14 protein-coding genes are annotated in these 14,428 nt (G+C 42.9%); 9 read left to right on the plus strand and 5 right to left on the minus strand.

What is annotated here, in order from left to right:
* The first annotated feature begins 365 nt into the window (after window positions 1-365).
* The 5 genes from NAF19_RS30125 (at window position 366) to NAF19_RS30145 (ending at window position 4,422) form a co-directional block, all read left to right on the plus strand.
* A complete protein-coding gene (locus NAF19_RS30125; RefSeq protein WP_252794144.1) occupies window positions 366-698 on the plus strand; it encodes a hypothetical protein in 333 nt (110 codons plus the stop codon).
* Window positions 699-915: 217 nt separating this feature from the next.
* Window positions 916-1,317, plus strand: coding sequence for a BlaI/MecI/CopY family transcriptional regulator (locus tag NAF19_RS30130; protein ID WP_252794146.1), 402 nt, complete (start codon window positions 916-918; stop codon window positions 1,315-1,317).
* A 4-nt stretch (window positions 1,318-1,321) separates the two neighbouring features.
* Window positions 1,322-2,908 (plus strand): M56 family metallopeptidase, encoded by a 1,587-nt coding sequence (locus tag NAF19_RS30135; protein WP_252794148.1) that lies wholly within the window; start codon window positions 1,322-1,324, stop codon window positions 2,906-2,908.
* 221 nt (window positions 2,909-3,129) lie between these two features.
* The gene (locus NAF19_RS30140) at window positions 3,130-4,053 is read left to right on the plus strand and encodes a hypothetical protein (RefSeq protein ID WP_252794149.1); all 924 of its coding nucleotides are present in this window, start codon (window positions 3,130-3,132) and stop codon (window positions 4,051-4,053) included.
* A 216-nt stretch (window positions 4,054-4,269) separates the two neighbouring features.
* The gene (locus NAF19_RS30145) at window positions 4,270-4,422 is read left to right on the plus strand and encodes a hypothetical protein (RefSeq protein ID WP_252794150.1); all 153 of its coding nucleotides are present in this window, start codon (window positions 4,270-4,272) and stop codon (window positions 4,420-4,422) included.
* 580 nt (window positions 4,423-5,002) lie between these two features.
* On the opposite strand, the gene NAF19_RS30150 is transcribed toward NAF19_RS30145, so the two are convergent.
* Window positions 5,003-6,841 (minus strand): ABC transporter ATP-binding protein, encoded by a 1,839-nt coding sequence (locus NAF19_RS30150; RefSeq protein WP_252794152.1) that lies wholly within the window; start codon window positions 6,839-6,841, stop codon window positions 5,003-5,005.
* Between the two features lie 444 nt (window positions 6,842-7,285).
* On the opposite strand from NAF19_RS30150, the gene NAF19_RS30155 reads away from it, so the two are divergent.
* The 4 genes from NAF19_RS30155 (at window position 7,286) to NAF19_RS30170 (ending at window position 10,756) form a co-directional block, all read left to right on the plus strand.
* Window positions 7,286-7,930, plus strand: a complete 645-nt coding sequence (locus tag NAF19_RS30155; protein ID WP_252794153.1) for an HAD family hydrolase — start codon at window positions 7,286-7,288, stop codon at window positions 7,928-7,930.
* 70 nt (window positions 7,931-8,000) lie between these two features.
* On the plus strand, window positions 8,001-9,113 hold the full coding sequence (locus tag NAF19_RS30160; protein ID WP_252794154.1) for a Gfo/Idh/MocA family protein: 1,113 nt from the start codon (window positions 8,001-8,003) through the stop codon (window positions 9,111-9,113).
* A 133-nt stretch (window positions 9,114-9,246) separates the two neighbouring features.
* The gene (locus tag NAF19_RS30165) at window positions 9,247-10,533 is read left to right on the plus strand and encodes a DUF2851 family protein (RefSeq protein ID WP_252794155.1); all 1,287 of its coding nucleotides are present in this window, start codon (window positions 9,247-9,249) and stop codon (window positions 10,531-10,533) included.
* Window position 10,534: 1 nt separating this feature from the next.
* Window positions 10,535-10,756 carry a PspC domain-containing protein gene (locus NAF19_RS30170; RefSeq protein WP_073405234.1) on the plus strand — a complete coding sequence of 74 codons (222 nt, stop codon included), beginning with the start codon at window positions 10,535-10,537 and terminating at the stop codon, window positions 10,754-10,756.
* Window positions 10,757-10,957: 201 nt separating this feature from the next.
* Here NAF19_RS30170 and NAF19_RS30175 read toward each other — a convergent pair whose 3' ends face one another.
* The 4 genes from NAF19_RS30175 to NAF19_RS30190 form a co-directional block, all read right to left on the minus strand.
* Window positions 10,958-11,281: a glycoside hydrolase family 97 C-terminal domain-containing protein gene (locus NAF19_RS30175; RefSeq protein ID WP_252794157.1), complete on the minus strand. Its 324-nt coding sequence runs from the start codon at window positions 11,279-11,281 to the stop codon at window positions 10,958-10,960.
* 138 nt (window positions 11,282-11,419) lie between these two features.
* Window positions 11,420-12,943: a glycoside hydrolase family 97 N-terminal domain-containing protein gene (locus NAF19_RS30180; RefSeq protein WP_252794159.1), complete on the minus strand. Its 1,524-nt coding sequence runs from the start codon at window positions 12,941-12,943 to the stop codon at window positions 11,420-11,422.
* A 194-nt stretch (window positions 12,944-13,137) separates the two neighbouring features.
* Window positions 13,138-13,497 (minus strand): DUF1493 family protein, encoded by a 360-nt coding sequence (locus NAF19_RS30185; RefSeq protein WP_252794160.1) that lies wholly within the window; start codon window positions 13,495-13,497, stop codon window positions 13,138-13,140.
* A 252-nt stretch (window positions 13,498-13,749) separates the two neighbouring features.
* Window positions 13,750-14,259 (minus strand): GNAT family N-acetyltransferase, encoded by a 510-nt coding sequence (locus tag NAF19_RS30190; protein WP_252794161.1) that lies wholly within the window; start codon window positions 14,257-14,259, stop codon window positions 13,750-13,752.
* Window positions 14,260-14,428 lie beyond the last annotated feature (169 nt).

The raw sequence follows: 14,428 nt of genomic DNA on the forward strand, positions 1-14,428 counted from the left end.
CAATTATCGCTTTTTAAAACTTGAGGGGGTGTGTTTTTCAATATTTACCAAAAAAAGCTTCTATTTAACACAAACCCCATTTTAATTCTATTTTTTATTTTTACCGGACAACAGTGAGCCAGGAATCAAGAGCCAAGAAATCGAGAGTCAAGAAATCGAGAGTCAAGAAGCAAGAACTCAAGAAGAAGAACAAAGTTTAAATTCCCGGAAGTTAAGCAGTTTACAGTTGTGAAGCTGGCTTGGCTCTTGATTCTTGGCTCTTGATTCCCGTTTCCCGTTTCTCATTTTAACATCATTTAACTGTAAGTTATCAACTGTTTCATTACAATTTCATAATAGCTGGCTACCTTGCCGCAAAACTATTGATGATGAACAGTGCGACCCTAACAAACTGGAACCGTTTTAACAATATTTTATACATAGGCGACGAAGCGCGTGTCTGCATAAAGATAATTGAAAAATTTAACAGTAAACTAGCTGAAATAGAGCGCATTTACTCATCGTGGTTCAATGGCCGCAACGCAAAAAATAAGCTTGCCCGGTACGATAAACTGCAGCATCACATACACTACCACTTCGAAGGCGGCATTGCAGCTTTTAAATTCAAAAACGAAGACGAACTGCCTGCTGTTATCCGCAATGAATGCTTTGCTGCTTGCAAAAGTTTAGTTGCGGAGCAAATCCAGTTTTTTCAGTAGTACACCGTTATAGTCCAGGCGCCTTAGTCTATTTGGGTGATCCCCCCACAAACCGTTATCACATCTTTTTAAAAGCGGAGCTTCTCGTTGCTCCTGTTTTTCATGATCCCTGTCTTTCTAAATTCTATTAATTGAAGTTCCATGTTGTTTTTTCTTTTTTTTCAGAAAAATCAACATAATGCTTGCAACGTACGTTTTTAATACATACCTTTGGTTTATGATGTTATTTAAGAAGGATATGGCCGCAGAAATAGTACCGACAAAGACCGAAATGGATGTGTTGCAGGTGCTATGGCAGTACGGACCACAAACGGTCCGTTTTGTGCATGATAAGTTGAATGAACATAAAGAGATTGTGCAATACACATCAACTCTGAAGCTGATGCAGGTGATGAAAGAAAAGGGGATGCTTGACCGGGATGAAACCAACATGAAGCATATTTACGGTGCGGCGGTAGCTGAAGAAAAAGTAAAAGGTAATATGTTGGGCCGCTTTGTCGACTCGATGTATAATGGCTCGCCCAGTAACCTGATGATGGCTTTGCTTGATAACGATAAAACATCGGGCGAAGAATTGCAAAAGATAAAAGAGATGTTAAGCAAACTGGAAAATAAATAATTTTATGGCACACCTGGTTTTTATAAGCGGAACACTAAATAAAATAATCACAGCTTTTAGCTGGATGCTTATTCATTCGTTATGGCAGGGGTTATTGTTGGCTATTATTGCCGGGGTGGCATTGGTAATTGCAAAAAAGGCATCTGCAGCATACAGGTATAATCTGGCGTTTATTTTATTCCTGATGTTTATTATTACCTGTGGTTTAACATTTGTTTATGAATGGACGGCAGCAACTGCGCCTGCCGCCTTAACCCCGCTGGCAGGGAATATCGCCGTTAATGCATCGTCGCTGTTTTTTAACGCGCATAGTGTAAAGCAATTGGTCAGTAGCTTTACCGGTTATTTTTCGGCCAACGCTCCATTTATCATATTGATATGGTTTATGGTTTTCCTTTTCAAAAGCGTAAGGATGATTTCGTGTATTGCCTATAATCAACGCATTAAAAACTACCAGGTTTACCAGCCATCAAAATTCTGGGTTGATAAAGTAAACGGCTATGCTAAAAAATTGAAAATAAATAAGGCTGTTAAAATACTACAGTCGGGCTATATTAAAGTGCCTGTGGTGGTAGGCCATTTAAAGCCGATAATATTGATTCCGGCGGGCCTGCTGGCAGGCTTACCAGCCGAGCAGGTAGAGGCAATATTACTGCACGAAATTGCCCACATTAAACGTAACGACTACATTGTTAATTTTTTACAGAACATTGCCGAAGCGGTATTTTTCTTTAACCCGGGCTTGCTGTGGATATCATCGGTATTGAGAGAAGAACGCGAAAATTGCTGCGACGATATTGCTGTGGCACATACCAATAACCGGGTTGAATTTGTGCAGGCACTTATCAGTTTCAAGGAACATGAACTTTATGGGGCGGCCTATTCCACTGCTTTCCCCGGTAAAAAGAACTACCTGATGCGCCGGGTGGTAAGACTTTTAAATAACAAAAACAAAACCTTTGGTACCGGCGAAAAGGTGTTTTTCGGATTCAGTGTGCTTATCCTTTTGGTATTGGTTGCCACGGTTACTGTTGCCCAGGTAAAGGATATTGTTAAAAACAAAGAGCAGCATACTGTAAGGAGTGTTACTTCACATACAGTGGGCTTTTCGGAAACAGTTATTAAAAAAGAAGCCGCTTTCGCTAGGGAAATGCATAACACGTTAAAGAGCAAGCTAAATAAGTTAACTGCGGAAATTTCGTATACTATCCCCGAGCGTGCTGACCAGCACGCCGAAATGCTACCGACAGAAAGGATTGCCGCAATTACGCTACCTGTTAAACAAAATTCTACTGAGCAGGAAGCTGCGGATGCAGACAGGCGCCAGGCAGAATTAGACAGGCAGCAAGCCGTGCGCGACCAGGAGCAGGCTATGCGTGACCAATTGCAAGCAAGGAAAGACCAGGAACGGGCGGGTCGTGACCAGCAACAGGCAAGAAAAGACCAGGAGCAGGCATTGCGTGACCAACAACAAGCACTCCGCGACCAGGAGCAAGCCAAACGCGACCAGGGACAAGCCAGGCGTGACCAGGAGCGCGCTAAGAAGGAACAAGCAGCCGATACTAAACAGCAAGTGAATGTTAATATTTAACGGATGCCTATGTTAGATACCAGACATATTAAATAGCAAAATACCAAAAGCCGGATAGTATATTCCGGGATCCATATACCAGGGCTACTGTTACAGACTGCGCACCTGTAATACCATAAACCTGGCTAAATAAACCAAACAAGCCGCAATATTTTAAAATCCGCTAAATGCAGGGCTGCTATTGTATTGCCAATTTTTTAAACTTTAAAAATCAAATTAAAATGAAAACCAATTTTATTAAATACGGTGCATTTATAGCCGCAATTGTATTTACAACAGCCGCCAGTGCACAGAAAAAGCCTGCGACAAAAAAAGCCCATGTAAGCTATGGTTATAGTAACATGTATTCGAGCGATAATGGCGATGGTAAAGAACGTGTAAGGACCGAAGAAAACGGGAAAGAATATGAACTGACTATGCAGAATGGCAAATTAACCGAATTATATGTTGATGGCGAAAAAATACCGGAAAGCAAATTTGGCGACTATGCCGATTTTATAGCCCGAATGAAGGAGCAAATAAAGAGAGATAAAATACAGGCGAAAAAAGACCAGGAACAAGCACTACGCGACCAGGCGCAGGCTCGCCGCGACCAGGAGCAAGCAAAGCGGGACCAGGAACAAGCCAGGCGTGACCAGGCACAAGCGGGCAAAGACCAGGAACAAGCGAAACGCGATCAGGAGCAAGCCTCGAGAGACCAGGAGCAAGCCTCGAGAGACCAGGAGCAGGCAAAACGCGAACAGGAACAAGCTGTAAAGGAACAGGCCAGCGCAAAACTTGACCAGGAGCAAGCAAGCCGCGACCAGGAACAAGCCAGGCGAGACCAGGAGCAGGCAGTGCGTGATCAGGAGCAGGCAAAGCGCGACCAGGAGCAAGCAAGGCGGGATCAAATACAAGCTAAAAAAGACCAGGAGTTGATGAAACAATTGATTAGCGACCTGGTAAAGGATGGAATTGTAGCCGACGAAAAAGGCCTGCACGAGTTGACAATATCAACAGACGGTATGAAAGTGAACGGAAAACAAATGAGCGCCGATGTTTACAGTAAGTACAAAAGCAAATACGCCAGGTTCTCGGGCAGTTCTATTCGTTATCATAACGAAGGTAATTCAAGGGGGATTAGTATAAACCGTACAGACAACTAAATGTAGCCTGGTATTTATAAGCAATGCAGAAATAAGGGGAATGTAGCTATTAGGGCAGCATTCCCTTTATTTATTTAAAAATATTTTAATCCTTTTATAAATATTTTAATCAAACATGTAACCTTATGAAATTAGACACCGTACAAGAGGACATAATTTGATAAATTATATTACTGATAAATTAATTGATTACTAAAAATTTAATTCACCCAAATCATGGAACACAAATTAAACACCCTGAAATCTGATCTGCACAACGTTTTTGTTGAAGGTAAAGCAAACCCAATTGAAATGGCACGCGTATTTATTATGTTCGCTATCCCATTGATTACCGTATGTTTGATTAGCGCACGCCACATCATTTACTAAGCAATCCCAAAAGAAATTTAACACACAGCTGTTAACCTTTACTAATAAAGCTAACAGTGCCGATACTAAATATTACCACTGCCAACACCTGGTGTATAGTTTTGATAAAGCCAGGTACGTAGATATGATAATAATATAAATCGGCTAATAATAAATAATAATACTATTGATTTTGTAGCGCGAGGCTGCCGTAAAACTGTAGATGGATTGGGTACAAAAAGCAAAACAGCTGCTACTTTTCGTAACAACTGCCTGCTCCCTAATTAACCAACTAACCGTTTGATTACAAACTAAAAACTATTTTTCACCGGTCTGTTTGTGTCGCTTAAATTTTATGAAAATTTAAGGATGGAACCGTTAAAGTATTTTGCTTTAATTGCGATACAACCAAAGCCTGGAAATAAATAACGGTTTACTTTAACCTGGTAAATAAGTTACTGCCTTGCGCGATAACTTGAGTCAAAGTTAAGAACGCATAGGGAGGTATGCTCGCGCATAATTACTGAATTTGCATACGTAGTTTTACGTAATTGTTTAAAGCCAATTTTGCAGATAGCCAGGTAAACCTTTTTATAGATTTTTACCTGTAGCCCATGGCCTGGAGATTAAATAATTCGGCATAGCGGCCGTTTTTTTGGATGAGTTCATTGTGGCTGCCAATTTCGATAAGTTCACCTTTTTCGAGCACTAATATCCTGTCGGCCATGCGTACCGTACTGAACCTGTGCGATATCAGCACTGCCGATTTGCCTTTGGTCAATTCGGCGAAGCGCTCAAACACCGCGTATTCGGCACGGGCGTCAAGCGCCGATGTCGGTTCGTCAAGTATCAATAGTTGTGCATTTCGCATATAGGCGCGTGCCAACGCTACCTTCTGCCACTCGCCGCCGGATAGTTCAACACCTTGTGCAAAGCGTTTGCCTAATTGCTGGTCGTATTTGTCGGGTAAGGTTGCGGCAAGTATATCTGCCAGGCTTTGTTTTGCCGAGGCTTCAATCAGCGGCCGGTTATCAACCTGGCCGATGTTGCCGACAGCAATGTTTTGTGCAAAAGTCATCTGGTAGCGCAGGTAATCCTGGAAGATAATCCCAACATTCAACCGTAAATCGGTCAAATCGTATTCCCGCAAATCTTTTCCTTCCAATAATATCCTTCCTTCGGTAGGGTCATAAAGCCGTGCAAGCAATTTTACCAGTGTGGTTTTGCCTGCGCCGTTTTCGCCAACCAGCGCAAGCTTCTCGCCTGGATGCAGGATAAAGCTTAAATGCCGGTTTGCCCAGCGTTCGCTGTTATGATATTTAAAACCAACATCCTCAAAAACAAAGCCCTGTTGTATTACTTTCGGAAACGGTAATGGGTTAGCCGATGCCTTTATCTTTGGTTTGATATCGAAGAACTCAAAAAAATCGCGCAGGTAAATTGCCCCTTGTGACACTGAGGTGAACCTGCTCAAAATTCCCTCCAGCAAACTACGTAATTGCCTGAACGAACCAGCCAAAAACGCGAGCATACCTATGGTAACCGTACCGTCGACCGTTTTTATGATGATGACAACATAGGCCGCATAGTAGCCAACGCTGCCAAGCATCGCAAAAAAAGTTCCCCATAAACTTCGTTTAATAGCCAGCCGCTTGTTATCCAAATAAAACTTACCCGATAACTGTTTAAACCGGTCGATAATAAAGCCTGAAAGATCGAATATCTTTACCTCTTTGGCCGTTTCATCGCTGGCTCCCAAATATCTTACATAGTCAAGTTCGCGACGCTCGGGTGTTTGGCCGCGGGTAAGGGCATAGCTTTGATCGTTAAAGTACGATTCGCCTAAAAATGCCGGGATAATGGCAATCAGCAATAATATAATTAGCCATGGGTTAAAGGCCATAAGTCCGGCTGCTAAGAAGCCCATTGTTATTAAATCCTGAACCTGCGTCATCACCTGCGAAAGCAATATGGTACGACCAATAGTCTGCTGGCGTGCGCGTTCCAGTTTATCATAAAACACCGAATCCTCGAACTGGTCAAGATCCAAAGTGGCGGCATGGGCCATTATTTTTATGGATGTATGGTTGCTGAACAGGTCGCCCAGCAGCGAATCTACCAATGTAATGGCGCGGCTAAGCGCATCGGTGGCAATTGCCAGCCCAAACTCAAGCCCTACCAACTGCCATAAATGGGTGCTGCCGGTTTCGTGGTGGTGGGTTAGAAAAATAACATTGTCGATAATCAGCTTGCCTACATACAGCAAAGCCACCGGCATGGCCGAGCGGACAATGCGCAAAACGGCATTAATAATGGTGAACAATTTGCTGGTTTGCCATACCAATTTAAAAAATGCTGGCAGGTTGTTAAGCGCCGCAAGGCGGTCTTTAAAAGTTAATGGCTCGGTACGGGTATTTTTTGGCGGGCGGGCGGTATTCAAATATTATCCTTCTTTTATCTTAGTTTAAGTAAAATTAAGAAAAGAATGATGAGGAGATTAGAAAAGAATGTATTGTGAGTGATTGATGACAAATGGTGATAGTAAATTCAGCGTCGTGGGTGTTTACACTGTTTAACCACTTTTTCATGTTAAGTAATTCATTTACAGGTATTTATTCATGAAAAAAGTTCAAAAAGTGTCAGCCCTGTTAACACCTTGTATTGCCTTCTAACGAAATGAATTAGATGATGGACCCTGTGACCCGTATAAAACTCTGCTAACAAAGGTTGGACCCGCGCAAGGCCCTTGTATACGACCCCGAGGGGACGTAATAAGCATAATCGGTGTAATCATTCTCCAATCGGTGTAATCCAATTAAAAAAAATCTAAAAAATCCTTTAATCCTAAAAATCATAGTTTAGTTTTGCCGCTCAACACGTACACATGAACTCATCATTAAAAAATAAATTCGACGGTATAATTTTCGACCTTGACGGCACCCTTTGGGACAGCACCAATAATGTGGCCCTGGCCTGGCAGTCGGCTTTGGATGAAGTTGATTATTTAGATGAGGTAATGACCCAGGAGCGGGTGCGCTCGATAACAGGGATGACTTACGATTCTATTTTTGATAAGCTTTTCCCTCAATTGGATGCCGTTCAACGCGCCGAGGTGCAGGCACTTTGCGGCAAGCACGAACTGGAAATTTTGCATACCAGGGGCGGCGAACTTTATCCCGCACTCGACGAAACGTTAGCTTACCTTGCCGGTAAATACCGGTTGTTTATAGTAAGCAATTGCCAGAGCGGCTACATCGAGGTGTTTTTTAAGATAAGCCGGATGGAACACTATTTTGCAGGTCACCAATGTTTCGGAACTAAAGGCAACCCCAAAGCCGAAAATATTAAAGACATAGTTAACGATCATAACCTGGAAGCCCCGGTTTATATTGGCGATACCATTGGCGATTACGACTCGGCCAACAAAGCCGGCGTGCCGTTTATTTTTGCCGATTATGGGTTTGGCAAGGTTGAAAATGGGCAGATAGCAACCATTAGTAATTTTAGCGAATTGAAAGAATTATTGTAGAATAATCGTCTTTTCGTAGCCTGCACTGCAATTTTTCTTATTTTTATGCTGATTAAAACACTTACCTGTTATGGCAGCATCAAACAAATCTTCGCGTCGCAATTTTATTCGTAATGCCTCACTGGGTGTAGGCGCTTTGGCACTTGGGCCGGCCTTATCGGCACTGGCAATGCCTGCGGGAAAGGCAAAAAAGAAATTGGGTGTGGCTTTGGTTGGCTTAGGTTATTATAGTTACGGTCAGCTTGGCCCTGCTTTGCTGCACACTAAGGACTGTTACTTAGCAGGCATTGTTACGGGTACACCTGCAAAGGCAGTGTCGTGGTCCAAAAAGTACAACATCCCCGAAAAAAACATCTATAACTATCAAAACTTCCACGAGATAGCCAATAACCCGGATATAGATATTGTGTATATAGTGCTGCCGGTTTTTATGCACAAAGAATACACCATCAAAGCAGCCCAGGCAGGCAAACATGTTATCTGCGAAAAGCCGATGGCGCTAAATGCTAAAGATTGTGAGGAAATGATAGCAGCCTGTAAAAAGGCCAACAGGTTATTGTCGATAGGTTATCGCCTGCACTTTGAGCCGCACAATATGGAAGTAATGCGCTTGGGGCAGCAGCATATTTTGGGTAACATTAAAAAAATTGATACGGGTAACGGTTTTACTTATAACGGCGACCCTAACGCATGGCGATTGAAAAAGGCAATGGCCGGGGGGGGCGGCTTAATGGATATGGGCATTTATAGTATACAGGGAGCCCGCTATACCATGGGCCAGGAGCCAATCTCGGTTAAAGCAACGCAGCAAAAATTAAGGCCGCAGTTTTTTAAAGAAGTGGACGAAACCGTTTTCTGGGAACTTGAGTTTCCGGGCGGACTTAAAACCACGGGCAAATCGAGCTACAACAACGATTGGAGTTACCTGAAAGTAGAGGCCGAAATGGGCAATTTCGAGCTTGGACCGGCTTACGGCTATGGCAGTATTGAGGGCAGCGTAAATGGTACACCCATGAAATTTCCGCAGATTGTACAGCAGGCTGCACAAATGGATGATTTTGCCAATTGCGTAACACTCAACAAGGCCAGCCGTGTACCCGGCGAAGAAGGCCTGAAAGACATGAAAGTGGTTGACGCCATTTACCGGAGTTTAGATTCGGGGAAGTGGGAGAAGATCAGTTAGCAGTTTGAAGTTGGCAGGGGGCAGTTTTTGAATGTCGATTTGTAGTGTATGCCAGAAAGTATTAAATTGCTTCCGCTTAGCCGTTAGCCAATCACTAATTCACTAAATCACCAATTCACTAATTAATTTCCCCATGCTTTTCCCAGAAGATTTTTTGCATTACGTGTGGAAGTTCAGGCTTTTTGAACGAACTGGGCTGCAAACTACCTATGGCGAAGAACTGGAAGTACTTTCGGCAGGGATGCACAACTCAGATTCCGGACCCGATTTTCAGACAGCAAGAGTCAGGATAGGAGATACCGTTTGGGCAGGCAACGTGGAAGTGCATGTTACCTCGTCCGACTGGCAAAGACATGGGCATACCACTGATGATTCTTATAGCAATGTTATCTTGCACGTGGTTTATAAAGATGACAAGCCATTGGTGCTAGCAAACGGCCGGCGTGTGCCAACACTGGAATTACAAAACCGCATCCCGGATGATTTGTATAACCGTTATCACAAACTCATTTTTGGCGAACAAACAGTAATACCCTGCGAGGCAAATATTGGCGCGGTGGACGGGCTCACCATGTATAATTGGCTTACCCGGGTACTGGTTGAACGGCTTGAAAAACGTTCGGAAGCAGTAATCACCGCGCTGAACCTTAACCGTGGCGATTGGGAAGAAACGTTTTACCAATTTTTGGCCGCAAACTTTGGTTTTAAAACTAATGCTGTACCGTTCGAACTACTGGCAAAATCGATACCGCAGCTTACACTGGCCAAACATAAAAACAATCCGCTGCAAATTGAGGCGTTGATATTTGGGCAGGCAGGTTTTTTAAGCGGTGAGCTAAACGACGAGTATCCCCGGAGGCTCAAAGCCGAATACGAGTTTTTGCAGAAAAAGTATAAACTAATGCCGATTGAAAACCACCTGTGGAAATTTATGCGGTTAAGGCCCCAAAACTTCCCTACCATAAGGCTGGCGCAGTTTTCTTCATTAATTGTTCATTCCAACCATTTATTTTCGAAGGTGCTGGAGATAAAAGATGTGAAGGCGTTGCGGAATTTGTTTTCGGAGATTAAGGTTAACGAATATTGGGAAAATCATTACAGGTTTGATGTGGAATCGGCCCCTTCAGCAAAAAATATGGGCGTTGCATCTATCGATATTTTGTTGTTGAATACATTGGTACTGTTTCTGTTCAGTTACGGCAGACACAACCAAAATCAACATTATATTAACCGCAGCCTTAAGCTTTTGGAACATTTGCCAAACGAAACGAACAATATTATCACAGATTTTGTTAACTTAGGGGTGAAAATTAATACTGCGTTCGAATCGCAGGCATTGCTGGAGTTAAAAAATAACTACTGTAACTATAAGAAATGCCTGCAATGCGGCGTTGGTAATAAAATATTAAAATTAGGTTGATATGCTGCAAAGGATTCTCACTTTTTTTGAACGATATTCATTTGGGGTTTGCACCTATTTGGGCGAAAAGTTCAATGTATCTATAGGTAAAATCCGTTTGTTTTTTATATACTCATCATTTTTAGCAGTAGGCTTCCCGCTTATATTTTACATATTCGCCGGAATAGTGCTTGATATCCGCAAATTTGTGAAAAGGGTGCACACCAGGGTTACAGATTTGTAGACGAAACTTATCAAATTATCGTCATTGCTGTAAGGAACGATCCGCCAGCTGGCGGACTACATAGGATATTCAAGGACCTTTATGTTAATGGTGACCTAAATGCCGCTAACAGGTTGCCACAAAGTTTAGGCTTCGTTGATTTGCGTGTGTAGTCCGCCAGCTGGCGGATCGTTCCTCGCAACGACGGAGCGGTGGGATGCTTTACCTCTTCAACGGATACAAATGCACCACCTGACCGCCGCCAGAAGCTAAAATCATATTTAACACCGTTTGTTTATTTACCTGTTTAACCACTTTTACCAAATGGTTTAAATTGGGGTCGCTGGCTGGGGCGTCGCTGTAAATTTCGGCGTTGTATTGAGCGTCGGACAGGAAATCTAAAGATGGTTTTATAGTTCGCGCTTCATGGTTAGTAATAGCACCGATATACCAATTCTCGGCTTTGCGGCGGGCTATTACTACGTATTCGCCGGGTTTGGCATCCAGCACACGGGTTTCATCCCAGGTGGTGGGCACTTGCTGCACAAATTCAAATCCGGACTGGTTAATGTAGCGTTCGGGGGCATCTCAAACCATCCCGAGATTGTTTTCCAAAACCACGTACATCGCAAGCATGTGGCAGCGGGTGCCCAACACAAACGGCCTGGTGTAATGCACCTTGAATTACTGCGGTGAGGCTGCCGCAAAACCACCTAAATGGTAATCGGTTGAGCCACCCAGCATGCGGGTAAAAGGGATATTAATATCGGCATCGGGTGTTACAATATCATTCCACTTGTCGTTTTCATAATTCAATGTGCCTTCGCGGGTAAATTCGTTGGGATAGGTTCGGGTAGTACCGGTTGGTTTATAAGCGCCATGGAATTGTATATGCAGGTGATGCTGTGCGGCTTTTTGAAGTACCTCTTCCTGCATGTTTACCATTTCCTGGTCGTCGCGGTCCATAAAATCGCACATCAGGCCTTTAATTCCCCATTTTTCGTACTGGGCAAAGGTCTCGTCCAGCTTTGGGTATAAGGCGTAAAAATGTACCCAAACCCGAATGCCCACACCGCGTTTTGCTGCCGAATCGCACAGTTGCTGCATATTCAGCCCGGGCACTGCTTTTGACGGATCGGAATGCGGGCCTGGTTGAAAGCCTTGCCCATCGCTTACATACCATTCATGCAAGCCATATTCCACCACCGAGTGGTATTCAATACCATATTTGGCGCAGAAATCAACATAATACATGTTGGTTTCGTAATTGTTGCCGGGTGCAAAACTGGTGTCCGGGATGGCGTTTCCGTTCCACCACGGGAAGGTGGTTTTGCCCGGCTTAAGCCACGACCAGTCCTTTATCTTACTTGGTTCGTTTAAATTGGTCAGGATATTTGATTCGATGAAAGCACCGGGCCTATCGCTTATCATCAATACACGCCATGGGCTATTGTGTGGCAAAGTAGCTTTAACTTTTAGCACAGTTTGATGGGGCAGGGGCGAAAGGCGACTCTCCAGCACACCATTGTGCTTCATCAAATACATGCCCGCATAATCGCGGAGCGCTGCCTCGGTAATTGCGAGGTAAAGGCCTTTGGGGTATTCAAACAATGCGGGCATGTCCATCAGTGTGTCTGATTTTAAGTCGGATAACAAAGTTTTGGTATAAATACCTTCGTGCGATGTGGTATAATTCTCGCGCAACAATGTGGTAACTTTTGGGTTTTGAGTAAGGTTAAAGGTATTCAGTTCATCAGTAACATATACCGTTTCGGGCCAGCCGGCTTGTTTTGGAAGGATATACCTGAAAGCCACGCCGTCGTTAAATATCCTTACCTCAACGTTAAGGGTCCTTTTTGCGCCGGATTGCTCGGTAACGGGGATAATAACCCGGTTACATTCGCTGTGTATTTTGCTGGCTTTGCCTGTAATAAGTTCATAATCTTCGGTAAACCTTTCAGACTTGGCCGAAGCAATATGCAGGCTGTTGTTAAATAAGCCGCCTTCTTTAAAGTTGATATTTAGCCTTGAAACGTCGACCATTAAAACACCTTTGTAAGCTATTTTGTAAAAAAGGCCATTAGCATCGGTACTGAGCCAGAATTTTATCTGTTTATCAGGAGATTGAACAACAACGATTGCTTTAGAAAATGTTTTTGCCGAAATAAACAGGCACGTAAAAAATAGCAGGCGTTTTAGCAACAACATAATTTATGGTTTTATCGCGGTCGGATATAGCCATAAATGTAAGCGGAAAAGATTAGTTTTCTGATTAAAATATAAAAACCATTACGAGGTACGCAGCAAGCCCGTTAAATAAAAGATCGCTGCAAGCTGATCAATTACCTGTTGGCCCATTAGGGCCTGCCTTGTACCTCGTAATGGTTTACCTGTGCGGCAGGTTATACTAATTTTCCGCTGGTAACCGCATCCTGTAAATTGCTTACCCTGAAACGGGGTTTATAAATGCGGTTTGATAATTTTTTTACCCATTGCGCTTTGTACCCAAAAACAGTACGGATAACTTTAACACTTGCCGAGCCTGTTGGATAGCCATATTTATACCAGCTGAATTTAGATTGATCAATACGAAATGTTTCAGCAAATTCAGCTAAAAACAAGTCTATCTCGATATCAACAATATCCAGATCAAGGTCGATGCTCGTATCCAGGCTCAAAGTACAAGGGTCAACTTTCCTGATTTTGTACTTGGAACAATAATTAACTATAAATTCTTTTAACTGAGGATTTATCTCTTCCATTTGAATTAATAGTGGTGTTATCATTTGTGTTATAAGACGACGACTTTTTGGGAAGGTTGCATAAAATCCACCCTTTTTTTAAATCTTTATCACAAAATCTCAAACGGTTAAAAAAGACAGGACATTCACTCCGTCAGTAAAGTCAAAATAAATATACGAATACTTTCGTATATTATTGTGCGCTTTTAAATCTTTTTTTTAGATAGCTGTAATTCAGAAATTTAAATGGATAAAATGCCCCAAATGAAAGAATTAAATGCTTTTTTCCATCACGATTAATTCAATCGGCTGTTTTGGATCGCCAAATTTTTTGTCGGCATGGAATGGCACTATTTCGCCTGTAGCTTTAAAGCCGCGACGCTCGTACCAGTTAATTAATTCGTGGCGGACGCTGATTACGGTCATAGTAAGCGTGTGCAGGTTTGCCTGTTTGGCGTAAGCTTCGGCGGCCAGTAACAAATCGCGCCCAATACCATTGCCCTGTTGTAATGGAGATACGCTGAACATGCCTACGTATAATTTAGGCTCGCGCACCTCGAGGTAAACGCAGCCATTTATCCTGCCATTTTCGTCGATGTTCTTTAAAATGATAATTGCATCATCATCAAAATACGTGTCCATTGTTTCTTCGTCAATGCGCAGGCCATCCAGCAAATTGGCTTCAGTTGTCCAACCTTGTTTGGAGGTTTCGCCGCGGTAGGCGCTGTTTACTAAATTATTTAATTCGGCTACATCAGTGCGGATGGCTTGGCTTACAGGCATAATGTTTTTTTGAAAGCGCAAACGTAGGGAAATGGGAGTCAAGAGTCAAGAGTCACTGTTGTCCGGTAAAAATAAAAAATAGAATTAAAATGGGGTTTGTGTTAAATAGAAGCTTTTTTTGGTAAATATTGAAAAACACACCCCCTCAAGTTTTAAAAAGCGATAATTG

The organism is Mucilaginibacter flavidus (genome assembly GCF_024055575.1).
Classification (GTDB): domain Bacteria; phylum Bacteroidota; class Bacteroidia; order Sphingobacteriales; family Sphingobacteriaceae; genus Mucilaginibacter; species Mucilaginibacter flavidus.

Coding starts and splice junctions, on each gene's coding strand:
- NAF19_RS30135 (WP_252794148.1), top strand. CDS start 1,322: ATGGCACACCTGGTTTTTATAAGCGGAACACTAAATAAAATAATCACA.
- NAF19_RS30125 (WP_252794144.1), top strand. CDS start 366: ATGATGAACAGTGCGACCCTAACAAACTGGAACCGTTTTAACAATATT.
- NAF19_RS30180 (WP_252794159.1), bottom strand. CDS start 12,943: ATGTTGTTGCTAAAACGCCTGCTATTTTTTACGTGCCTGTTTATTTCG.
- NAF19_RS30130 (WP_252794146.1), top strand. CDS start 916: ATGATGTTATTTAAGAAGGATATGGCCGCAGAAATAGTACCGACAAAG.
- NAF19_RS30170 (WP_073405234.1), top strand. CDS start 10,535: ATGCTGCAAAGGATTCTCACTTTTTTTGAACGATATTCATTTGGGGTT.
- NAF19_RS30185 (WP_252794160.1), bottom strand. CDS start 13,497: ATGGAAGAGATAAATCCTCAGTTAAAAGAATTTATAGTTAATTATTGT.
- NAF19_RS30155 (WP_252794153.1), top strand. CDS start 7,286: ATGAACTCATCATTAAAAAATAAATTCGACGGTATAATTTTCGACCTT.
- NAF19_RS30165 (WP_252794155.1), top strand. CDS start 9,247: ATGCTTTTCCCAGAAGATTTTTTGCATTACGTGTGGAAGTTCAGGCTT.
- NAF19_RS30160 (WP_252794154.1), top strand. CDS start 8,001: ATGGCAGCATCAAACAAATCTTCGCGTCGCAATTTTATTCGTAATGCC.
- NAF19_RS30140 (WP_252794149.1), top strand. CDS start 3,130: ATGAAAACCAATTTTATTAAATACGGTGCATTTATAGCCGCAATTGTA.
- NAF19_RS30145 (WP_252794150.1), top strand. CDS start 4,270: ATGGAACACAAATTAAACACCCTGAAATCTGATCTGCACAACGTTTTT.
- NAF19_RS30190 (WP_252794161.1), bottom strand. CDS start 14,259: ATGCCTGTAAGCCAAGCCATCCGCACTGATGTAGCCGAATTAAATAAT.